Here is a 21,838-nt window from a genome sequence, read left to right as displayed (position 1 = left end):
AAATGTTTCAATTTTTACCCTGTATATGGCGACCAAAGTTAAGCGTACAATAACGACATTAAGTATACCTCGTTGCAATATGTTTACGCCGAGGTATGCCGGAGTTGTTATGTTAATTTGGGTCATCCCGAGTTCAGTTTTTAAGGTTACGCGTTATGTTACTTGATACACCCATTTGTGATTATGGCTGGAAAGCACCCAACTTCACCTTAAAAAACCCTCTTGGTGAGGCGTTTACCATGAGTGAACATTTAGGTGATAAAGGTTTATTGATTATGTTTATTTGTAATCATTGCCCTTATGTTAAAGCCATTGCGACTCGCTTAGCCAAGGACACCAAACTGTTGATGGCAGAGGGCATTAATGTCCTTGCTGTGATGTCAAATGACTATCATCAAGTTGACTCTGACTCGCCAGAAAACATGCTTCGTTTTGCCGCGCAGCATGGATTTACTTTCCCGTACTTAGTGGATGAAGACCAGCATGTAGGTCAACAATATGGTGCGGTGTGTACCCCAGACTTTTTTGGCTTTAATGCCCAGGGTGAGTTGCAATATCGTGGCCGCCTGGATGATGCCAGGTTACAAAATGATCCTAATCGTGTCCCAGAGTTGGTGAATGCTATGCAATTAATTGCTGCCATCGGTAAAGGGCCTAAACAGCAAACCGCCAGTATGGGTTGTTCAATTAAATGGCGTTAATGCCCTTGAAAACACACTATTAAGCACAATATATGCGAAATACATATCAGCCGAATTTATTGTTAATCATTTAATTTATTGAAAACGTCTTATTTTATCTTTATGGAGCATCACATGACTCACGCTATTATTTCTGATTTAGAAAAACGCTACACCGCAAAACGCTACGATGCGACTAAACGCGTATCAGCAGCTGACTTGGCTGTTATTTATGATGCAATGGTGTTGTCACCTTCATCAATTAACTCTCAACCATGGAAATTTATCGTGATTGAAAGTGATGAAGCTAAGCAACGTCTACATGACTCATTTGCCAATAAGTTTCAGTTTAACCAGCCACACGCGAAAGCAGCTTCACATACGGTATTGTTTGCCTATAACCCTAAATATACGCGTGAAGATTATGCCAAAGTGGTAGACCAGGGCATTATTGACGGCCGCACTAAGCCTGAAGATCGTGAAGGTGCATTTGGCGGATTGGCATTTGTTGATTTAAACACCGATGAAGCGGGCAATAACGCTGCCTGGACTAAGTCGCAAACTTATTTAGCACTGGGTAACACCATGCACACGCTAGCACGTCTTGGCATTGACTCTACGCCGATGGAAGGTGTTGATAGTGAAATGTTAGGCCAAATTTTTGCAAAAGAATTAGACGGTTATGTCTGTGATGTGGCGTTAGCCTTTGGCTATCACCACTCAGATGAAGACTATAACGCTAAACTGCCTAAGTCTCGCCTAGCTGCTGAGCAGGTATTGCAAGTATTGTAATGGCCGTTTCGTTATAAAACGGTATCATCCCCATAAAAAAAGGGGCATAAGATTTAGTCTTATGCCCCTTTTTTATTCTTTCTTATTTCTTATGTCTAATTCTTATTTCTTATCAAATATTAACGCAAACAATGGCCGCGATTAAGGCTAATGAGTTTGTCTAACACCCGCTCGCCGTCGATTCTAATGCCGTTGTGTTCATACTCTGAGGTGAGCCAATATTTAAGATGACCCACTTGCTTGGCTGTTTCTAAGCTGTATTGCATTTCAACAAACATATCTTCGCTGTATATCGCGGCGGCAACGGGCACTTTATTGGCGGCAAGTTGCTCAAGATTGTACAGGGCTGGCCAATCTTTTTTCGCGGCGATTAAATTGGCCGCTTGTTGCAGTGGCTCAAGTTGTTCAAATTGAGAAAACATCCATGGGTACACCATTTCGCCGGTAAAGAATAAGGATTTACCTGGGCTGTAGTTAAATTGGCTGTATTGCGCACGCACTCTATGCGCAGCCCAGGCGGATGCTTGTTGTTGGCAGTAAATTGACTCATGCATTAATGCGAAAATGGGGTTGGTGTTGTAATCGAGAAATTGACTAAATTGATGCAAAAACAACGGGTTTACATCAACACCATGAGGCGTGTCTATTAAGGCCTGTTCCAGCAAATAATAAACAGATTCGGGCCCTTGTTCCATGCCCAGGTTAATGCCTAATAGCTGGAGCATTTCTACGGTTAATAACTCACCCGTACCAAGGTACACTTTATTGTCGAACAGGTATTTAGCCAGTGTGTCGACTAAGACTCTGGCATCGCTAAAACGGGTGAAAAAGTCATTGTTTTTGGCGATAACACGCTGATAAGTGGCCTGGTAAACCTCATCTGCAGGACGGGTTAATGAGGGGATGCCCCCTGTGATGTAGGCTTCTTTTAAACCTTCTGGTGCGGCAGATAAATAATGTAATACACAAAAGCCGCCAAAGCTTTGGCCTAAAATACTCCAGGGCTCACCTGGAGATAATTTAGTGCGAATATACTCAGCATCGCGAATAATGTTGTCGGCACGGAAAAAGCTTAAATAGTCGGCCTGATCGGTGGCGCTCATGTAACTTAAACTAGTGGCATTAACGGGAGTCGATAACCCTGTGCCACGTTGGTCTAGTAGCAGTACCCGATATTCTTTTAGTGCGCGTTTAATCCAACCACTATTACTCAGAGGTCTTACTGCGCCAAAGCCCGGGCCTCCCTGGAAAAAGACTAAGTAAGGCAGTTGCTTGTGTTGGTTTTCAACGCTAACCAACTCTCGGGCAAATACGGTAATTTGCTTGCTGGGACTTTGTTGGTAATCCAGTGGCACCGAGAAAAAATGTTTACGAGCTTTGATGTCTGATAAAGTCATATCAATGTGCATACATATCCTACTAAGTCTGTGGGAAGCATTACGAGTCGCTGTGAACTGCACGATTATTGTTATATCGGTTCAGTTAATTAAGTGCTTAGCACTGAGCAAGCGGCTCGTTAATTACCCATGGGTGATTAAATTGGGCGCTATCGCATTTATAGATTGTACATCAACAATGTAAAGCTTGATGGGTATCACATTAAAAAGCTATCTAGATCAATACTGCCTAGGTAAAATTAACGGATAATCAACATATGAGTATAAGCGTGAGGTTGTCGATGAAGTATCAAATTATCCCCGTTACTCCTTTCCAGCAAAACTGCAGTGTTATTTGGTGCGAAAAAACCTTAAAGGCCGCGGTGGTTGATCCTGGTGGTGATATTGAAAGGATCATGGCTGAGATCACTAAGTTAGGTTTGAGCGTGGAGAAAATTTTACTGACTCATGGGCATATCGATCATGTAGGCGGTGCGGCGAGTTTAGCGGCAACATTATCAGTACCAATCATTGGTCCGCATGAAGCCGATAAATTTTGGTTAGATAACCTCGTTAAGCAAAGTCAGAACTTTGGCTTTGCGCGGGCTGAAGCATTTGAACCAACGCAATACCTTAATGAAGGAGATGAGGTGACTATTGGCGAGCAGACCCTCAGTGTGTTGCATTGCCCAGGTCATACACCCGGGCATATTGTGTTTTATAATGCCCAAGCTAAGTTAGCCTGGGTTGGTGATGTGTTATTTAGAGGCTCTATTGGCCGCACCGACTTTTCGCAGTCTAATCATCAAGACTTACTGCATTCCATTACCACTAAATTGTGGCCTTTAGGGCAAGACGTCAGCTTTATTCCTGGCCATGGGCCGATGTCGACCTTTGCTGATGAGCGCCAGCATAATCCGTTTGTCGCGGATCAGTTATTTGATTGATAACTGCGTTAACACTATGCCAGCAGTTTGGTTAAGTCATTGTTAAAATTACTTACTTTTTAACCTTTACGTGTATTTATACATAAATTGAAACTAATGATTCTTTGCATTGTAAAGGCAGTCTGTTAGCTTAGTAGACTGCGTTTATTAAGATGGACAGTTTTCATGGTTCAACACCTTGTTGATTTACTCGATACCTGGTTACCTACATATCAAGAAGATTGGGTTTTAGCGGTTTTAACTCAAGTGCAAGGGTCTTCATACCGTAAGCCCGGCGCTATCATGTTATTTCATCCCATGGGGAAAAGCCTGGGCATGCTCAGTGGCGGTTGCCTTGAGGCTGATCTTCGCCGCCATGCTCAACGTGCGATTCAAACCCAACAAGTTCTGCAATTAACCTACGATGCCACAGACGAGTCTGATACCAGTTATCAGCTAGGTTGTGGAGGCATTGTCAATATTATGATGGTGTCGCTGAATAAAGCGAATAATTACCTCGGGCTCGTTAAAGTTCATGACGCGCTAATGCGTGGTGATAGTGGTACTTATCAGCTCAATATTGCCGAGGATGGTGCGTCAAGCCACGCGGTGTCGGGATTGTTTGTTGAACAACAAAGTGGCTCGCCAACTGCGATCACCCTAAACACTAAAACTCAAAAAGAGCAGCAACAGCACAATACTGTATTGAATATCCCTCTTAGACCGCCGGTGCATATCGGTATTTTTGGTGGTGGATTAGATGCTCAACCCATAGCGCAAATGGCACAAACTATGGGTTGGAAAGTGTCGGTATTTGACGAACGCACCGCTTATGCCCGTACTTATGACTTCCCTGGTTGCCAAATTATTAAACATCCAACGCCAAGTATTTCGCAAGATGTACTCAAGGGGTTAGATGCGGCTTTTGTGATGAGCCATAATCTGCAAATTGATGCCAAAACCTTAAAAGCGTTGCAACCGTTGGGATTGGCGTATATTTCGTTATTAGGACCGGTTCATCGGCGCGATAAAGTGCTCGATATCGCTGAGCTAAGTGTTGATGACTTTAGTGGTTATTTCTCTGCACCAGCAGGTTTAGCATTAGGTGGTGAATTACCCGGTTCAGTCGCCTTAAGTATTTTATCTCAGTGTCATGGTGTGTTGTATCACAGCAAATTGACCAGCCTTGATTGCGTGATGCTGTAAGGATGACTATCTCGTCATCGCCTCATATTGTGAGTGTCATTTTAGCCGCAGGTGCGAGCAGTCGCTTTAACGGCAGTAAAATCACCGCTAAAATTCAAGACGGTAAAAGTGTGCTATCCCATAGTATCGCCACGCTTAATCTACTCAGTGCAACAGCCAATATCGCCGCGCCCGTGGTGATATTGGGCGCGCATATTAGTGATGAGGTGATGGCGATTACCGCCGATACTCCGCGGATAATTAATCCACATTGGCAGTTAGGCTTATCAAGCTCGGTTAAACAAGCTGTGGCCTATGCTATTGAGGCAAAAGCCGATGCATTATTGTTGGTGTTAGCCGACCAGGTTGCCTTAACGGTGGATGATTATGTGGGCTTGATTGAGGCTTATCAGCACAATGGCCACACTAGCTGCAGTTTTTATCATCAAGATGTCGGTGTACCGGCTATTTTTATTGCTGACGACTTTACTGGCTTACTGTCGATTGACGGCGATAAGGGCGCTAAGAGCGTGTTAAAACGCCATGCCGAAAAGAATAGTTTAAATATATTGCCCATGGAAAATGCCCAATTTGATATTGATACACCTGCCGATTTAGCCTTGTGGTTGCATCAACAATAATTCGTTTAACTGAACTTGAGCTAGTTCAGTTAAGTTTAATCTAATTCAAGTAACGTTAATAAACCTGTCTACGACGATATCCGTAAGCTGTTGCCACAAATACAAGCTATTTCAATAAATACAAGTAACTGCATTTTTGTTCTTAAGTTTATATCAGTAAGACTTTTGCCTAATTAAGGAGTGATTATGACAACCACAATACAAAAACTACTGGTCAACGGTAAGGACTTTACCCTTGATGCCGACCCAAATATGCCCGTCCTATGGGCTTTGCGTGACATCCTAGGTTTTACTGGGACCAAGTTTGGTTGCGGCGCGGGCTTATGTGGTGCGTGTACTATCCATGTGGATGGCAGCCCAATGCGCGGTTGTTTAACCAGTCTTAAGCAAGTGCAGGGCAAACAAGTTACCACCATTGAAGGTCTAGAGGCTCAAAAACTCAAGGATGCGTGGTTACAGCACAATGTGCCTCAATGTGGCTTCTGTCAGGCAGGGCAATTAATGTCTGCTGCTGCACTGTTAAAAACCACGGCTAAGCCTACCGACGCACAAATTGATGATGCGATGTCGGGCAATATTTGTCGTTGCGGGACCTATCCCCGCATTAAAGCGGCGATCAAATCAGTGACGGAGGCATAATCATGACGACATTTACCGCAGTTGAAAATATCAGCCGTCGTAACGTGCTTAAATTGTTTGGTGCCGTTGGCGGTGGTTTAGTCCTTGGTAGTACCAGTTTGGCCTGGAGCCCAATGGCGCTAGCGCAAGACAAGCAAGCCACGATGAATTTGTTTGTTGCCATTGGCGAAGACGATAAGGTGTATTTAACATGCCATCGCTCTGAAATGGGGCAAGGGATTCGTACCGGTATTCCACAAATTTTAGCTGATGAATTAGAAGCCGACTGGGACAAAATTGTTGTTGTTCAAGGCTTAGGCGACAAAGCTTACGGCGATCAAAATACTGATGGTAGCCGAAGTATTCGTAAGCAATATAAAAAAATGCGTCAAATGGGCGCCATGGCCAGAACCATGCTTGAGCAAGCAGCAGCCGATAAATGGAAAGTGCCGTTAACAGAAGTGTATGCCAAACAAAGTCGAGTGCATCACAAAGGTTCAAGCAAAAGCTTACGTTTTGGTGAATTAGCGGTAGCAGCATCGGCCATTAACGTGCCCGATGTTGAAACACTGACCTTCAAGCCTGACAGTGAATTTAATTTTATTGGTAAGCCCAAAACTATCGTTGATATGGATGACATATTAGCGGGTACAGCCATGTTTGGTTATGACATTAACGTTGATGGCATGGTGTATGCCAGCATCACTCGCCCGCCTGTACTTGGCAGCGATGTGGCCACGTTAGATGATAGCGCAGCGCGCAAAGTGGCGGGGGTGTTGGATATTATTCAGTTACCTGTGCCTAAAGGCGCACCCTTATTTCAAGCATTGGGCGGTGTAGCCGTTATTGCCAGCAACACCTGGAGTGCGATGGAAGGGCGTAAAGCGCTGAAAATCACCTGGACAAAATCTGTCAATGATAGCCACGATACCACTCAGTATTTGGCCGATTTAGTTGAACGAGTTAAACAGCCTGGCAAAGTGATGCGCCAACTAGGTGCCAGTGTCGATTCATGGCCTGCTGAGTCGACAATTAATGCGGTTTATACCGTGCCGTATTTAACTCATGCCATGATGGAGCCACCCGTGGCTACCGCAAGTGTAACAGCGGATGGATGCGAAATTTGGGCGTCAACTCAAACACCACAAAGTACTCAGCAAAATGTGGCAGGTGTTTTAGGGCTAGCAGAAGATAAAGTCAAAGTGAACGTGACACTATTAGGTGGCGGATTTGGACGTAAATCCAAACCCGATTTTAGCGTAGAAGCGGCCATGTTATCCCAAAAGCTTAATAAGCCGGTTAAAGTGTCGTGGACCCGAGAAGATGAAATTCAAAACGGTTATTACCACGCGATAAGTGCGCAATTTTATCAAGCTAAGCTAGACAAAAACAATCAACCTCAAGCCATGTTAGCCCGGACGGGTTTTCCGTCTATTAGTTCTACTTTTGCTGAAGGGGTCGACTTACCCTCTGCTGGTGAACTTGATTTAGGCTTTGTTGATGTGCCATTGGCGTTGCCACAAATACAGCTCGAAGCAGTAAAAGCTAACGCCCATACCCGTATTGGTTGGATGCGTTCGGTGTGTAATATTCAACATGCATTCGGCATCGGCAGTTTTGTGGATGAATTGGCCGTTAAAGCTAATAAGCCTTGTTTACAAATGTGGCGTGAAATGCTCGGTGAAGCCAGAAAAGAAACCTTAGCAGATCAAGGTTTCGAGTACGGTAATTACGGCGAAACACTTGAAGACCATCCTATTGATGTTGGCCGTTATCATAATGTGCTAGATATCATGGAGGCCAAACTGGCTAAGCAAGCTCCACTGTTGAAAAATCAAGGTTGGGGTTTTGCTATTCATCGCAGTTTTACAACCTATGTAGCCATAGCAACGTTAGTAGAAGTGAAAGATGACAACCTTAAAGTACTTAAAAGTATCGCCGCGATTGATGCAGGTTTAGTGGTTAATCCAGACCGATTGAAGTCGCAAACAGAAGGGGCGATTATTTTCGGCTTAAGTTTAGCCATGATGGGTGAAATTAGCTTTAAAGATGGCCAAGTACAGCAATCAAATTTTCATGATTATCCCCTGCTGCGTTTACCACAAACACCGGATATTGAAGTGATTCATATCCAGTCGACTGCTAACCCCGCAGGTGTCGGAGAACCTGGCGTGCCGCCTGTTGCGCCAAGCTTAACCAATGCAATATTTGCCGCTACCGGCAAAAGGTATCGTGATTTACCGCTTAACAAGGTGTTATCGGTATAAGTTTAATCGATAAAAATTGTGAGCGTTAGCACTTAAGTTTTACACGCTTAAGTCGATAATAATAAAGCTAAATGCCTAAGTGTGTTGCACTTAGGCATTTTATTTTTTTAGCCGCTGTTCATCATTGAACAGATTCACTCAGCTATACTATGTATGTTTGATATAAATTGCCTTAGGAAGCGTAAAGATGAAGCAAATCCAGTTTAGAAAGATTGACGCAATCATGATTAAGTTCAGCCTAAACGGCAAATTTTGGATAGTGTGTTCAATGGTCGCTGCGATAACCAGCGTAATTGCACTACTCAATTATCAACAAGCGAACGATTTTATCGCACAGGCATCTCAAGAGAGAGTGAAAGCCAGTGTGCAAAGTTTTGCGACAGTGGCTAATAATCAAGGTTTAGCTGACGCGCAGCTGCAACAATTTGCTTCAGACAACCAATTGCAAGTCTCTGCGCGTGATAATACCGGGCGTAATGGCGATACCGTAATAGCATCAGCCAATGTCGGTAATCAATATATAAGCCAAAGCCAGAATGTGTCGCCGTGGGAGCAAGATGCAAAAGGCGATGCTCAGTTTATGTTGATCATTGCATTAGTGGGTTTGTTGCCGTTGTTTCAACTCAGTTACTGGATTTCAACCTCATTAGGTGGCGGCCTGTGGGATATGTACATGGCCATCAAGCGTTTGGCCGATGGTGATTTAAGCTTTAGGCTTAACTTTTTTGGCACTGATGATTTCAGTTTAATCGCGACCGACCTTGACCGCTGCGCTGATAACATGAGTGAAATGGTCAAGGCCATTCGCGATAATGCTCGAACCTTGTCTGTTGCGGCTGATGAGTTTAATAGTCAGGCGAACACTAATAAAGATCTTATCGACCAACAACATCATTTTTTAGATGCGGTATCTCATGCGATGGAGCAAATGACTTCTGCCATTGCTGATGTGTCGCATCATGCCGGTGAAACTTCATCGCATACCCAAAAAAATGCTAAGCAAATGGACCAAAGTCAGCACAAAATTGCCGATGCTGTACAAAGGGTTCGCTATTTATCAGAACGAATTGCAGAATCATTTTCGTCGGTTGAGCAATTGTCTCTTGATGCCACCCAAATTAATGATGCGGTGACCACGATTGAAAGCATATCGCAGCAAACCAATCTGTTAGCACTTAATGCTGCGATTGAAGCGGCAAGGGCAGGCGAACAAGGTCGAGGCTTTGCGGTAGTGGCAGATGAAGTGCGTACGCTAGCGGGCCGAACTCAAGAAGCAACAGTGCAAATTCAGAAAATGATTGAAGGCCTACAAAAAGGCACTAAAAATCTTACCGGTATTACCAATGTGATAGTTGAGCAAGCCGATCAAGGCAGCGCCAGCATTAAAGCCGTGGGTGATGATATTACTCAAATGGCAGGGTCGATTAACTCGGTATTTGATATGAGCAGCCAAATTGCCGCTTCTGCTGAGCAGCAAAGCATGTCTGCTGGGGATATTTCATCGCAAATTAATCATATTCGTCAACAATCTGAAATCATCAGCAACACCGCAAAACAGTCTAGCGTATTAGCAAAAGAGCTCAATGACTCATCAAAAGGATTAGCCGCTATGCTAAGCCAATATAAAATTTAAGATGGGTGAAATAAAACAGCTTTTGGTGAGGTCTTGTAGAGGTACTTAGACAATTTTGCTGATTAACATGCTAACAATAGGAGTGTAGATGATTGGTGTAAGCATAAATCGTGACAAGAAAAAGATGAGCTTAAGGTCGCTGCTAAGTCTAACCACTTTGCTGTTATTGACTCAACTCGCCAGTCAATTATTTGCTCAAAGTGTCAGCGCTCAGGAGTTGTTGATACTTAATCAACAAGGCCAGGCTGCGGTCAATGTGGTGGTGTATTTACAACCCAACAACGCGGATAATCGGGTTGTAACAGCGCAGCCTGCCAAAGCTGAAGTGCATCAAAAAGACAAACAGTTTTCACCTTATATTACCGTGGTGCAAAAAGGCCAAGAGGTCGCTTTTGTTAATGAAGATGATATAACTCATCATATTTATTCTGCATTAGGCCCAAAACGATTTTCATTTAAGTTACGCCACGAACAAGCGCAACAGTTAATCATGTTTGAAACAGCGGGTCATGTGTCGATGGGCTGTAATATTCACGACTGGATGTCGGGACATTTGCTGGTGGTTGATACACCGTTTTATGCCATCACCGATAGCCAAGGCAAGGTAGTGTTTAACGCATTACCTGAAGATGACTTTACTGTGAGTGTCTGGCATCCACAATTAAAGCTTAACGATAACCAGCAATTACAGACGTTTCATTTACCCAATAAGCAGCCAATAGTGATCACTTTAGAGGCTGAATTTGATAGTATTCCTAAACAACAAAGTTTAGATGAATTTGAATTCCTAGAAGGATACTAATATTGGTATTGTTTAATCGTCTGCAGACACGGATTTTTGCGTTTTTTGTACTGGTTATTATTGCGGTACTGGCCTTGTCTTTCTGGCTGTCATATCAATCCAATCAACGCCTCGAACAACAGTATGTCGCTAACCAACTCGAGGTGGCGAGTTTAGTCTTTGAGTCACAATACGATAATCGTAACTATTATTTAGCAGCGTTTGCATCTACTGCGGCTAAAGACTTCGCTTTAAAAGATATTTTTATCGATGGTGATAATCGTAGTTTTTTAGTGGCACTCAATAATCATCGTGGCCGTATCAATGCTTCACTCGCGATGGCGGTGTCGGGTGACGGTAAAGTGATTGGCCAATTGGTGGCCTCACAAGATGAGCTCGGTCAAGAAGTGGTAGCGCTTGGTTCGGAACAACATGAACCTTTTCGTTATAAACTCGACACTGAGTTTGATCAAATAAGTCCTTTCTATCTGCTCGATAACAAATTATATCAAATTAAGTTTTCCCCGCTAACCAGTGGCGGAAATAGTGTGATTGGCTGGGTGGGTTTTGGTTTTCTCATTGGCGATTCACTAGCAAACTCCCTGCAAAAACTCACCGGGTTAAACAGCGGTTTTATGTTGTTAGAAAAAGAGGTTATTACCCCAGTGGGTCACTCTGGTTTTCCGCTCGAGCGCCATGAAACGCAATTAGTGACCCAATATATTGTTGCAGACCAAGCCGACAGCAACTTTATTTTATGGAAACAATTTTTAGGTCATGTAGATGATAAATCCTTGCATGCTTATATGTACAAGTCGCGTTCAGATTTATTAGCATCAATCGAATCTCAGTGGTTACAGCAAGTGGCGGTGTTACTGTTAATGTTACCAGTATCATTGCTGTTGGCATTTTGGATTTCGAGCAGTATTACCCGGCCAATTAAACAATTAATAGAACAAGCCCGCTTTATCGCCAAAGGTAATTATCATTCTCATGTGAGCGTAGATTCAAGCGTTGAGTTACAACAACTCGCCAGTGAATTTACCTCGATGCAACAAGCTATTGTGGCGCGTGAAAAAGCCATTGAACATCAGGCGTTTCATGATCCGCTCACCAATTTAGCCAATCGTAACCATTTACAACGAGTCTGTGAGCCTTGGCTCGTTGAAGGTTCAACCATGGCGATTTGTTTAATTAATATCCGCCGTATGACCGAGGTGAATGTCACGTTAGGCCATGCGGTTGGCGATGAAGTGATTAAAGAGGTGGCTAAGCGGCTTTGTCATATCAACCCGAACGCCTTGGCGTGTCGTTTGTCTGGCGATGAGTTTGTGTTGGCGTTTAAAGAATATGAACATGAATCTTTTGAAGTGTTCTTGACCATGTTACAAGCAAAAATTGGCCAAGATTATCACTACCAAGATATTTTACTGCATTTACAATTTACCGCTGGAGTCAGCTTTTATCAGCCGGGTATTGATATTGTGACCTTGTTACGCCAGGCCGATACCGCGTTGCAACACGCTAAAATGAATAAGCGTGATTATCAAATTTATGATGCCAATATAGATAAAAATAGCATTGAGCGTTTTCAATTAATTAACGAATTAAAAGTCGCTATTGAGCAAAATCAATTGGTGCTTTATTACCAGCCGAAACTGAATTTAGCGAAACAAAAAATTACTCACGTTGAAGCATTAGTGCGCTGGAACCATCCTGCTCGAGGGATTATTCCGCCAGATACGTTTATTCCTATTGCTGAAAAAACCATGCAAATGGATGCTTTGACTCGTTGGGTTATTACCGAGGCTATGGCGCAATATCATCGTTGGCAAGCACAAGGTATAGACATGTGCATAGCGGTGAATATTTCAGCCGAAAATTTAAAAGATGAGCAGTTTTGCTACTGGGTGATCGATACCTTGGCACAACATAATGTCCCAGTGTCGGCGATGACGCTTGAGATCACCGAAGATGCCGTGGTGTCAGACCCTGAGCTGGCGGTTAAGCAACTGACTTTATTGCGTCAAAATGGCTTAACCTTGTCTATTGATGATTATGGCACGGGCTATTCATCATTAGCGCAATTAAAACAATTACCTGTCGATGAACTAAAAATTGATAAGTCATTTGTGCAAAAGTTACTGCAGACAAATGCAGACCAAATTATTGTGCAATCAACCTTACAATTAGCCCATAACCTTGGCCTTAAAGTCGTTGCAGAAGGTATTGAAGATAAAGAGACCTTACAATGGCTCACTGAGCGCGGCTGTGAAATGGGCCAGGGCTTTTATTTGTCACGGCCACTGCCAGAGTTGCAGTTTAACGATTGGTTAAGCCAGTCTGCTTATATATAGGAGTGATGATTATTGACTGTTATTGACCGTTTAATATTTCGCTTTATCTGTTTATCGGTGTTAACTTTTCACTCAAGCGCCCAGTCGATGGCGTGGAGTGAGGTTGAACATCATGTCAGTGGTGTAGTAGATACTCGAATAGGGTATGCCGACAGCAGCGATTCATATTTAAGCGGCGGGCTAGGTAAATTTAGTGCCAATAATGGTTCGCAGATAGCGTTGTCGCAATTAGGACTCAGTTATCAGACGCAATGGGGCGACGCGTGGTCTAGTCGTATTGTCGCGAATGGCTATATTGATGGCATCAATAATGGCCTTGGTTTAACCGAGGCACTAGTGCGTTATCGCGACATTCCAAGCGAGTCGGGTATTCGTCTCGATGTTGAATTTGGTTTAATGTATCCCAAAATATCATTAGAAAACGTCGCCACCGCGTGGGCATCGCCTTATAGCTTAACCTATTCGACCATTAACAGTTGGCTTGCTGAAGAAGTCCGGCATATTGGTTTATCAACCACGATAGAGTCTTTAGGCAAATACCGTCAATCGGCGCATGACTTTTCATTAACCGCCGAAGCGTTTATGTTTAATGACACCACGGGCGCCATGCTCGCGTGGCATGGTTGGACGCAAACATCGAGGCAGACTCTTCTACAAGAAACCCTTCCAATTACGACCATACCCGCAATGCAACCTGACGGTATGCTCGCAGATCAAGCGGCCAACTCAGATCCCTTTACCGAACTTGATGACCGTATTGGTGCCCATGTTGTGGCTAAGTGGACGTGGCGAAATAAAGGTAGCGTACAGGCTGGATACTATGACAATAACGCCAACACGCTTATTGTAAAGCAAGGGCAATATGTGTGGTTAACCAAATTTGGTCATGTAGGTGCCAAATGGTTGTTACCCTATGGTGTTAGCCTCATCAGTCAGTATATGCAAGGCAACACCTTAATGACCAATACCGACGGTTTGCCTGTGGTCGATAATGATTTCCACTCGGGTTATGTCATGGTGAGTAAACGTTGGTCGCAGCACCGTGTAAGCTTGCGTGTAGAAGACTTTTCTGTGACAGATAACGACGATACCCCAGAGGATGATAACAATGAGGATGGTCAGTCGTTGACTGTAGCTTATCAATATCAGCTGGATAAACCCTGGTTTATTCAACTTGAATACAATGTCATTGATTCGACTCGCCCAGCCAGGCGTTATATCAATCAACCTATCGAGCAGGTTGAGCAGCAATGGCAAGTTTCCAGCCGCTACTTTTTTTAGGTCCAATAAAAAATGCTACACCGATAATGGCGTAGCATTTTATTGTTGAACAAGCTCTAGCTAGACTGTCAGAGTCACAAGACTGCTTAACTTAATGTGGTCCAGATTGGCGCATGATCAGACGGCTTTTCAATACCGCGTAAATCATAATCAACGTCAGATTCAACAAGGCGAGCTACCATAGGTTGAGTGACTAAAATCACGTCAATTCGCAGACCGCGGTTATCATCAAAACCTTTGCTGCGATAATCAAACCACGAATAACGCTCAGTGCGAGTTGGGTGTAAGTGACGGAAACTGTCAACAAATCCCCACTGTTGTAAACGCGCTAACCATTCACGTTCTTCAGGCTGAAAGCTGCATTTACCGGTTTTTAACCAACGCTTTGCATTCACATCGCCAATGCCGATATCTAAATCAGTGGGTGAAATATTAATATCACCAATAATCGCGATGTCTTCATCTGGGGTGTGATGTTTTTCAAGATGTAATTGTAAGTCTTGATAAAACTTACGCTTAGCAGGGTATTTTGTTTCGTGATGAATGCTTTCACCCTGCGGGAAATAACCATTGAACACGGTTAACGTACGGCCATTATCTTGCTTGAATTGACCAATGATTAAGCGGCGCTGGGCATCTTCATCGTCGGTTTCAAAGCCTTTAATAATGTTAAGCGGCTCCGCTTTTGACAACATAGCCACACCATAATGGGCTTTACCACCATGATAATGCACCTTGTAACCCATGGCTTCAACATCGGCCAGTGGAAAGGCCTCGTCGTGCACTTTGGTCTCTTGTAGGCCAATAATGTCTGGCGAGTGGCTGTCGATCAGCGCTTGCAATTGATGCAAGCGTGCGCGAAGACCGTTAATGTTAAATGAGACAATCTTCATTAAGGCAATACTCGCTTAAATGGCTTAACGATAACGCTTTTGTAAACACCCGCGGCAATATACGGGTCAACATCGGCCCAGGCTTGTGCTGCTTCTAAAGACGGGAACTCAGCAACCACCAGTGAACCGGTAAAGCCTGCTTCACCTGGGTTTTCGTTGTCAATCGCTGGGTGCGGTCCAGCCGTTAATAAGCGACCTTCATCAGCTAGAGCTTGTAAGCGAGCTAAATGGTCGGCGCGAACTGATAAACGTTTTTCTAGGCTATTTTCTACGTCTTGAGATGAAATCATGTACCACATATTGACGGCTTCCTTGTTGAAATACGAATTGATGATCACTGACCATCTTCTGGTTTAATCGGCTCTTCTTGCATATTTTTATACAGATAAACAACGGTAATGACAGTATTAATTAACGTGAGGGCGGAGAGGCCAAACACTTTGAAGTTCACCCATGTTTCAAGTGGTAAACTAAAGGCAATATAAATATTGGCAATGCCACATAATACAAAAAAACTGACCCAATACCATGTGACCTGAGTCCAGATTTTGTCGTCTACGGTCATTTCTTTTCCTAACATGCTTTTCAGCGCAGGTTTTCCCATGACTTGTGACACAATTAATCCAATCGCAAATAAAGCGTAAACGATGGTGACTTTCCATTTGATGAAGGCGTCATCATGGAAAAATAAGGTTAACGACCCAAATACGGTCACCATTGCAAAGGTGGCTAGATGCATCTTTTCAATGTGTTTATACAATAAATAGGTGACGACTAATTGAATCGCCGTTGCCGCGATTAATACGCCCGTTGCGGTGTAAATATCGTAAAACTTATACACGGCAAAAAAGATCACTAAAGGTAAAAAATCTAACAGTTGCTTCATAAATATCTCAGGCAAGGAAAAAGGAGAACGATTGTCGCTAGTTTATTAATGGCAGATTGTACATGACGGGCAGATTTTTTTGAACCATTACACAAGGAGGATTAGGTGAATCTCTCTTCATACTCATCTCATGAGATAACGGTGATGTTCAACGCTCATTATGCCTCGTTAGATCTTGTCTAAATATGACAACATGGATGCATAAGTTAGAGTCAGGTTAGGAGCTCCACTATCAACCTTTCCATTCGCCTCACTATTAGTTTAACTGTTTGTTTCACATCTGCCTTACCGACAGCAAGTGGCACGCTAGCTGATAAATCACATTATCGTTATTTACAGTCTGCATAATAAAAATCAGGAATACCGAGGTACTCCTGATTTGTTAAAACGCGTACAACTGGGCGTAAACGGCTACGTTAAGTTGCCGCTTTCATCGCGCGGGTAAATTCAGCAAGCTTAGCCAACAGTGTGGCCTCGTCATGTTGATGCGCTTCAATGATTTTTACCACAGCAGACCCTGAAATTGCACCAGCAGCACCCGCGCTGATAGCGGCACGCACTTGCTCAGGCTCTGCAATACCAAAACCGAGCAACGGCGGTGGGGCATTAAACTCTGCAAGCTGGGCTAAAATATTTTCAATTGGTTGGCCTGCTTTTGACTCAGTACCCGTTACGCCAGCGCGCGATAGCAAATAGGTGTAACCTTCGCCACGCTCACTCACCAGTTTTAACGTGTCGGCGTCGGCATTAGGCGGAGCAATAAAAATCGGTGCTATGCCATGTGCTTTAGCCGCTTGACTAAAAGGTGCTGACTCTTCAACAGGCACGTCGGCAATTAATACTGAATCAACGCCCGCAGCTTCTGCTTTGGCGTAAAATGCATCAATACCATTAGCAAATACAAGATTGGCGTACAGTAATAATCCAATAGGTAAACCTGGATGTTGTGCACGGACTTTGGCGATTAGCTCAAAGCAATCATCAGGTTTAGTGCCTGCGGCTAATGAACGCAAATTGGCGCCTTGAATGACGGGCCCGTCAGCAAGTGGGTCTGAAAACGGAAAGCCTAATTCAAGGGCGTCTGCGCCGCTATCTACCAAGGTTTGAATAATTTTTAATGACAGCTCAAGGCCAGGGTCGCCAATGGTGACAAACGGAACGAACGCGCCTTTTTGTTGGGCTTTAAGGGCTGCAAATGTTGCCTGATAACGGTTACTCATTGCCGCTCTCCTTTTGTTTGGCTTCTAGAATATCTGCCACGGTGAAAATATCTTTATCACCACGTCCCGATAAGTTAACCACGAGTATTGTTTCTTTGGTGGCTTCTCTTGCCAATCGAACGGCATACGCCAGTGCGTGAGCTGATTCTAATGCAGGAATAATCCCTTCGCAGCGTGCCAAAGTTTGGAACATTTCTAGCGCTTCATCATCGGTGGCTGACTCGTAACGAGCACGGCCAATGGCGTTTAAATGTGCATGCTGTGGTCCCACTGACGGGAAATCAAGCCCTGCAGACACTGAATACGATTCTTCAATTTGGCCTGAACTGTCTTGCATTAACGGTGACTTCATACCAAAGAATATACCGGTTTTACCGTGTTTAAGCGGCGCGCCGTGCATTGGGGTGTCGATGCCTTTGCCGGCAGGTTCTACACCAATCAACTCAACTGATGGCTCGTCGATAAAGTCTGCAAACATGCCAATGGCGTTTGAGCCTCCACCGACGCAGGCGATAACGGCATCTGGCAAGCGACCTTCTTTTTCAAGAATTTGCTTTTTAGTTTCTTCGCCAATCATACGCTGGAACTCACGCACAATTGTTGGGAATGGGTGTGGACCCGCGGCGGTACCTAATAAGTAATGGGCTTTGTCGTAGCTGGCAGACCAGTCGCGCATGGCTTCGTTACAGGCATCTTTTAGGGTTGATGAGCCAGAGGTAACTGGGATAACTTCAGCGCCCATTAGCTTCATGCGAAACACGTTTGGCGACTGGCGCTCAATGTCTTTCGCGCCCATGTAGACTTTACACTTTAAACCTAAGAGCGCGCAGGCTAGGGCGGTTGCGACACCGTGTTGACCCGCGCCAGTTTCAGCAATAATTTCTTTTTTACCCATGCGTTTAGCCAATAATGCCTGGCCTAATACCTGGTTAGTCTTGTGCGCGCCGCCGTGGAGTAAGTCTTCACGCTTGAGGTAAATTTTTACCATTGGGTTCGGACTTAAGTTACGAGTTAAGGTCAATGCTGTTGGGCGACCCGCATAGTTTTTCAATAAGTCGGTAAATTCAGCTTGAAAGCTTTCGTCTTGCTGCGCGTCAACAAAGGCGGATTCAAGTTGCTTTAATGCTGGCACTAGAATTTGTGGTACGTACATACCACCGTATTCGCCGAAATAAGGGTTAAGCTTGAGCTCGGTCATAAATGTTCCCTTCGAGTAATCGTATTATCGCTAAAAATTGTGTCGTAATGTGCAAACTAGTTACGGCGTAATTGGGTGAATGCTTCAATCAGTTTTTGATGGTCTTTATGGCCAGGTGCTGATTCTACACCAGAGTTGATGTCTACCCCATAAAAGCCTTGCTGGCTGGCGTGGTAAACGTTATCTGGTGTTAAGCCGCCGGCCAACATGGCATCGGCTTTATTGTCGATGTCAGCTTGCCAGTTAAACGTATGGCCTGTGCCGCCAAATTGCTCGGCCGATTTACTGTCGTACAAATATCGGTCAGCACCTTGCGGTTTGTTTGCCACTGCACCGGTTTGACTGTCGATAGCAACCGCTTTCCAAATTTGTGTACTGAGCTGCTTTTGCGACAACAGTGCGCGCAGGGCATCAATTTCAAGTTCAGTTTCATTGCCGTGTAATTGCACAGCAAATAGCTTGAGTGTTTGCGCTAAACTGGCAATGGTTTCAGCCTGTTCGTTAACAAACACCCCGACCATATTGAGTGCAATGTGTTGTTGCTGCATTTGGGTAATGAGTTCGGCGGCGGTTTCTGCGCTGACGGCTCGTGGCGATTTAGGATGGAAGATTAATCCGCCAAATACGGCCCCCGCCTTAGCTGCGGCTGCAATGTCATCAATATGCGTTAAACCACAGACTTTGTTATTGCCATAAATAAGCTGACGACAGGCAAGGTCAATATCATCTTGTGCCATGATTGAACTACCAACAAGGTAGCCATCAACTAACGGGTTAAGGCGACGTGTTTGCTGGTGGTTATAAATACCTGACTCGCTAATTACCACTCGATCAGCTGGGATTTGCGGCGCTAAAAGTTCAGTGGTGGCTAAATCGGTACTTAAGTCGCGCAGGTTGCGATTATTAATACCAATAATCGGCGCATTAAGATCAATCGCGCGTATGAGTTCTGGCTGATTACTGACTTCCGTTAAGGTATCAAGTTGATACTTAGCGGCTTCGTCGGCGAGCAGGCGATATTGCTTATCATCGAGCACCGACAGCATTAATAAGATGGCATCAGCGCCTTGATGGGCGGCAAGTTTCACTTGATATGGGTCGACAAAGAAATCTTTACAGATAATAGGTTGAGTCACTCGAGCGCGAACCCGTGGAATGTAATCCATGTCGCCTTGGAAGAATTCTTCGTCTGTTAACACCGAAATACCCGCAGCATAATGATTGTAAATATCGGCAATCGCTTCGACGTTAAAATCGGGGCGGATAAGTCCTTTAGATGGACTGGCTTTTTTACATTCAAAAATAAACTGTGCATTTGGCGCTTTAAGCGCCGCGTATAAACTGCGATCAGATATTTTAGGCTGCAAACTGGCTTCAGGAAAGCGCAGTTTGAGGGCAGCAATATGGGCAACTTTAGTATCAACAATGCGTGTTAATACATTACTTTCTGGGTTACTCATTGTTTTCTCCAGCTTGGCTAGCAGCGGCTAAATCGGTTAAAAGTGTGTAGGCTTTGCCTGTGGCTAAGGTGGCTAACGCGAGCTGTGTGCCTTTAAGCACCGAATCACAAACTCCGCTGACATAAAGGGCGCAACCCGCATTGATGGCAACCGCATCACGATGGGCGCTCTGGCCTTGTCCTTGTAAAATGGCTTGAGTAATCAGCGCATTGTCACTGGGCTCGCCGCCTGTTAGCGCGGTGATATCAGCACGCGTGACCCCAAGGTCTTCTGGCGTGAGCTGATAAGTACGTACCGCGCCGTCTTTTAGTTCTGCTACATGGGTAATGTCATGTAATGCCACTTCATCTAAGCCGCTACCATACACAACCATGGCGCGTTTTACCCCAAGCGCATTGAGCACTTGAGCAATCGGTTCAATCAATTCGAGCGAGTAAACCCCAAGTAGCATTGACTCAGGCTTAGCTGGATTAATTAATGGCCCAAGCACGTTGAAAATAGTGCGGGTTTTTAATGCTGCTCTAACCGGTACCGCATGCTTTACGCCACCATGATAGTGCGGCGCAAATAAGAAACATAATCCAAGATCATCCAAGCATTGGCTTGCCGCTTCTGGTGCCATCGTGAGCGCGATACCACAATGAGACAGTAAATCAGATGAACCCGATTTACTCGATACACTGCGGTTGCCGTGTTTGGCCACTTTAGCGCCAGCAGCTGCGGCTACAAACGCTGCTGTGGTTGAGATATTAATGGTGTTATAACCATCACCGCCAGTACCGACAATATCGACAATCCCTGTGTCAATCGATGCTTTAGAGCGAGGGAACGCCTTAGCGGCTTGTCTTAATGCATCTGCTGCACCGGTGATTTCGTCAATGGTTTCGCCGCGCATTTTAAGAGCTACTAACATTCCAGCCATGGTGGCCGGTTCCATGTCACCTTGAATAATGGTGCTAAACAACGTTGATGTTTGTTCACGGCTGAGGTGTTGACCTTGATAGAGTTGGTCGAATAAAGGTTGTAAATTAGCCATTATGCGCCTCCTGTAGCCGTATTGTCTTGGGTTAAATAAGCCAGTGTTTGCGTTAACAATTGGCTACCCAAGGTGGTTAAAATTGACTCTGGATGAAACTGAAATCCAATAGCTTGATGTTGTGGGTGTAATATTGCCATCGGCATGTCATCTGTCGTGGCGATAACCTCGAGGCAATCCGGCACGCGAGTGGCCACTAAGCTGTGGTAACGGGCAACAGGCAGCGGAGACGGTAAGTTAGCAAACACGCCCTGGCCGTTGTGAAACGTCGGGCTGGCTTTGCCGTGTACTACAAAGGGGGCGCGCTCAACTTTACCGCCGTAATATTCCGCCATCGCCTGATGACCTAAACAAATGCCTAGCATAGGCACTTTGCCGGCAACCTTGCCGATAAGTTCCATCATGCAGCCAGCTTCGTGTGGCGCGCCAGGTCCTGGTGATAGCACTAAGGCCGCTTTGCCAGTTTCATTAATCAGTTTTTCAGCCAAATAATCGGCGCTAACATCGTTACGATAAATCAATACTTCACAGCCTAAACTGCGGAATTGATCAACGAGGTTGTAGGTAAATGAGTCGAAGTTATCGAGTAAGTATAATTTCATTTTAGC

20 protein-coding genes are annotated in these 21,838 nt (G+C 44.5%); 11 read left to right on the top strand and 9 right to left on the bottom strand.

Going from position 1 to position 21,838, the window contains the following annotated elements; all coding sequences use genetic code 11:
- Window positions 1-155: 155 nt before the first annotated feature.
- Both AC19MX_RS00690 and AC19MX_RS00685 read left to right on the top strand, forming a co-directional pair.
- Window positions 156-701: a thioredoxin family protein gene (locus AC19MX_RS00690; protein ID WP_498296211.1), complete on the top strand. Its 546-nt coding sequence runs from the start codon at window positions 156-158 to the stop codon at window positions 699-701.
- A 114-nt stretch (window positions 702-815) separates the two neighbouring features.
- Window positions 816-1,472: a nitroreductase family protein gene (locus AC19MX_RS00685; protein WP_432401229.1), complete on the top strand. Its 657-nt coding sequence runs from the start codon at window positions 816-818 to the stop codon at window positions 1,470-1,472.
- A gap of 119 nt (window positions 1,473-1,591) precedes the next feature.
- On the opposite strand, the gene AC19MX_RS00680 is transcribed toward AC19MX_RS00685, so the two are convergent.
- Window positions 1,592-2,881 (bottom strand): alpha/beta fold hydrolase, encoded by a 1,290-nt coding sequence (locus AC19MX_RS00680; RefSeq protein ID WP_498296210.1) that lies wholly within the window; start codon window positions 2,879-2,881, stop codon window positions 1,592-1,594.
- Window positions 2,882-3,150: 269 nt separating this feature from the next.
- Here AC19MX_RS00680 and AC19MX_RS00675 point away from each other — a divergent pair, with 269 nt between their 5' ends.
- From AC19MX_RS00675 to AC19MX_RS00635, 9 genes are all read left to right on the top strand, one after another.
- Entirely contained in the window at window positions 3,151-3,795 is a 645-nt protein-coding gene (locus AC19MX_RS00675; RefSeq protein ID WP_432401225.1) for an MBL fold metallo-hydrolase, read from the top strand.
- 165 nt (window positions 3,796-3,960) lie between these two features.
- Window positions 3,961-4,980, top strand: a complete 1,020-nt coding sequence (locus AC19MX_RS00670) for an XdhC family protein (RefSeq protein WP_498296209.1) — start codon at window positions 3,961-3,963, stop codon at window positions 4,978-4,980.
- 2 nt (window positions 4,981-4,982) lie between these two features.
- Window positions 4,983-5,600, top strand: a complete 618-nt coding sequence (locus AC19MX_RS00665) for a nucleotidyltransferase family protein (protein WP_498296207.1) — start codon at window positions 4,983-4,985, stop codon at window positions 5,598-5,600.
- Between the two features lie 186 nt (window positions 5,601-5,786).
- Complete coding sequence (locus AC19MX_RS00660; RefSeq protein WP_498296206.1) at window positions 5,787-6,239, top strand: (2Fe-2S)-binding protein; 453 nt, start codon at window positions 5,787-5,789, stop codon at window positions 6,237-6,239.
- Window positions 6,240-6,241: 2 nt separating this feature from the next.
- Window positions 6,242-8,485 carry a xanthine dehydrogenase family protein molybdopterin-binding subunit gene (locus AC19MX_RS00655; RefSeq protein WP_498296204.1) on the top strand — a complete coding sequence of 748 codons (2,244 nt, stop codon included), beginning with the start codon at window positions 6,242-6,244 and terminating at the stop codon, window positions 8,483-8,485.
- A 187-nt stretch (window positions 8,486-8,672) separates the two neighbouring features.
- Window positions 8,673-10,118 carry a methyl-accepting chemotaxis protein gene (locus tag AC19MX_RS00650; protein ID WP_498296202.1) on the top strand — a complete coding sequence of 482 codons (1,446 nt, stop codon included), beginning with the start codon at window positions 8,673-8,675 and terminating at the stop codon, window positions 10,116-10,118.
- Window positions 10,119-10,206: 88 nt separating this feature from the next.
- Window positions 10,207-10,920 carry a cupredoxin domain-containing protein gene (locus AC19MX_RS00645; RefSeq protein ID WP_498296200.1) on the top strand — a complete coding sequence of 238 codons (714 nt, stop codon included), beginning with the start codon at window positions 10,207-10,209 and terminating at the stop codon, window positions 10,918-10,920.
- Window positions 10,921-10,922: 2 nt separating this feature from the next.
- Window positions 10,923-13,256, top strand: a complete 2,334-nt coding sequence (locus AC19MX_RS00640) for a bifunctional diguanylate cyclase/phosphodiesterase (RefSeq protein WP_498296198.1) — start codon at window positions 10,923-10,925, stop codon at window positions 13,254-13,256.
- 12 nt (window positions 13,257-13,268) lie between these two features.
- Window positions 13,269-14,537, top strand: a complete 1,269-nt coding sequence (locus tag AC19MX_RS00635; protein WP_498296196.1) for a hypothetical protein — start codon at window positions 13,269-13,271, stop codon at window positions 14,535-14,537.
- 86 nt (window positions 14,538-14,623) lie between these two features.
- Here the strand turns inward: AC19MX_RS00635 and xthA are convergent, their stop codons facing one another.
- The 8 genes from xthA to AC19MX_RS00595 form a co-directional block, all read right to left on the bottom strand.
- A complete protein-coding gene (gene xthA, locus AC19MX_RS00630) occupies window positions 14,624-15,430 on the bottom strand; it encodes an exodeoxyribonuclease III (protein ID WP_432401207.1) in 807 nt (268 codons plus the stop codon).
- The gene (locus AC19MX_RS00625; protein ID WP_432401205.1) at window positions 15,430-15,729 is read right to left on the bottom strand and encodes a YciI family protein; all 300 of its coding nucleotides are present in this window, start codon (window positions 15,727-15,729) and stop codon (window positions 15,430-15,432) included. The genes xthA and AC19MX_RS00625 overlap by 1 nt, the downstream gene beginning before the upstream one ends.
- Window positions 15,730-15,764: 35 nt before the next feature.
- Entirely contained in the window at window positions 15,765-16,316 is a 552-nt protein-coding gene (locus AC19MX_RS00620; RefSeq protein WP_498296194.1) for a septation protein A, read from the bottom strand.
- A gap of 416 nt (window positions 16,317-16,732) precedes the next feature.
- Window positions 16,733-17,536: a tryptophan synthase subunit alpha gene (gene trpA, locus AC19MX_RS00615; protein ID WP_498296192.1), complete on the bottom strand. Its 804-nt coding sequence runs from the start codon at window positions 17,534-17,536 to the stop codon at window positions 16,733-16,735.
- Window positions 17,529-18,734 (bottom strand): tryptophan synthase subunit beta, encoded by a 1,206-nt coding sequence (trpB, locus tag AC19MX_RS00610; protein WP_432401199.1) that lies wholly within the window; start codon window positions 18,732-18,734, stop codon window positions 17,529-17,531. Before trpB ends, trpA begins: the two co-directional genes overlap by 8 nt.
- Before the next feature lie 56 nt (window positions 18,735-18,790).
- A complete protein-coding gene (trpCF, locus tag AC19MX_RS00605; RefSeq protein ID WP_498296190.1) occupies window positions 18,791-20,194 on the bottom strand; it encodes a bifunctional indole-3-glycerol-phosphate synthase TrpC/phosphoribosylanthranilate isomerase TrpF in 1,404 nt (467 codons plus the stop codon).
- Window positions 20,187-21,230: an anthranilate phosphoribosyltransferase gene (trpD, locus tag AC19MX_RS00600; RefSeq protein WP_498296188.1), complete on the bottom strand. Its 1,044-nt coding sequence runs from the start codon at window positions 21,228-21,230 to the stop codon at window positions 20,187-20,189. The genes trpCF and trpD overlap by 8 nt, the downstream gene beginning before the upstream one ends.
- A complete protein-coding gene (locus AC19MX_RS00595) occupies window positions 21,230-21,832 on the bottom strand; it encodes an aminodeoxychorismate/anthranilate synthase component II (protein WP_188957056.1) in 603 nt (200 codons plus the stop codon). The genes trpD and AC19MX_RS00595 overlap by 1 nt, the downstream gene beginning before the upstream one ends.
- Window positions 21,833-21,838: the final 6 nt, after the last annotated feature.

The organism is Shewanella sp. MF05956 (genome assembly GCF_059758055.1).
Note: the sequence above shows the minus strand (reverse complement) of the source record. Positions and strands in the feature narration are given on the sequence as shown.

What these genes read in the sequence shown, in the direction of transcription:
- AC19MX_RS00660 (WP_498296206.1), top strand. Translation starts at nt 5,787, where the DNA reads ATGACAACCACAATACAAAAACTACTGGTCAACGGTAAGGACTTTACC.
- AC19MX_RS00675 (WP_432401225.1), top strand. Translation starts at nt 3,151, where the DNA reads ATGAAGTATCAAATTATCCCCGTTACTCCTTTCCAGCAAAACTGCAGT.
- AC19MX_RS00650 (WP_498296202.1), top strand. Translation starts at nt 8,673, where the DNA reads ATGAAGCAAATCCAGTTTAGAAAGATTGACGCAATCATGATTAAGTTC.
- AC19MX_RS00625 (WP_432401205.1), bottom strand. Translation starts at nt 15,729, where the DNA reads ATGTGGTACATGATTTCATCTCAAGACGTAGAAAATAGCCTAGAAAAA.
- AC19MX_RS00670 (WP_498296209.1), top strand. Translation starts at nt 3,961, where the DNA reads ATGGTTCAACACCTTGTTGATTTACTCGATACCTGGTTACCTACATAT.
- trpD (WP_498296188.1), bottom strand. Translation starts at nt 21,230, where the DNA reads ATGGCTAATTTACAACCTTTATTCGACCAACTCTATCAAGGTCAACAC.
- trpCF (WP_498296190.1), bottom strand. Translation starts at nt 20,194, where the DNA reads ATGAGTAACCCAGAAAGTAATGTATTAACACGCATTGTTGATACTAAA.
- AC19MX_RS00690 (WP_498296211.1), top strand. Translation starts at nt 156, where the DNA reads ATGTTACTTGATACACCCATTTGTGATTATGGCTGGAAAGCACCCAAC.
- trpA (WP_498296192.1), bottom strand. Translation starts at nt 17,536, where the DNA reads ATGAGTAACCGTTATCAGGCAACATTTGCAGCCCTTAAAGCCCAACAA.
- AC19MX_RS00655 (WP_498296204.1), top strand. Translation starts at nt 6,242, where the DNA reads ATGACGACATTTACCGCAGTTGAAAATATCAGCCGTCGTAACGTGCTT.
- AC19MX_RS00620 (WP_498296194.1), bottom strand. Translation starts at nt 16,316, where the DNA reads ATGAAGCAACTGTTAGATTTTTTACCTTTAGTGATCTTTTTTGCCGTG.
- trpB (WP_432401199.1), bottom strand. Translation starts at nt 18,734, where the DNA reads ATGACCGAGCTCAAGCTTAACCCTTATTTCGGCGAATACGGTGGTATG.
- xthA (WP_432401207.1), bottom strand. Translation starts at nt 15,430, where the DNA reads ATGAAGATTGTCTCATTTAACATTAACGGTCTTCGCGCACGCTTGCAT.
- AC19MX_RS00595 (WP_188957056.1), bottom strand. Translation starts at nt 21,832, where the DNA reads ATGAAATTATACTTACTCGATAACTTCGACTCATTTACCTACAACCTC.
- AC19MX_RS00685 (WP_432401229.1), top strand. Translation starts at nt 816, where the DNA reads ATGACTCACGCTATTATTTCTGATTTAGAAAAACGCTACACCGCAAAA.
- AC19MX_RS00645 (WP_498296200.1), top strand. Translation starts at nt 10,207, where the DNA reads ATGATTGGTGTAAGCATAAATCGTGACAAGAAAAAGATGAGCTTAAGG.
- AC19MX_RS00665 (WP_498296207.1), top strand. Translation starts at nt 4,983, where the DNA reads ATGACTATCTCGTCATCGCCTCATATTGTGAGTGTCATTTTAGCCGCA.
- AC19MX_RS00680 (WP_498296210.1), bottom strand. Translation starts at nt 2,881, where the DNA reads ATGCACATTGATATGACTTTATCAGACATCAAAGCTCGTAAACATTTT.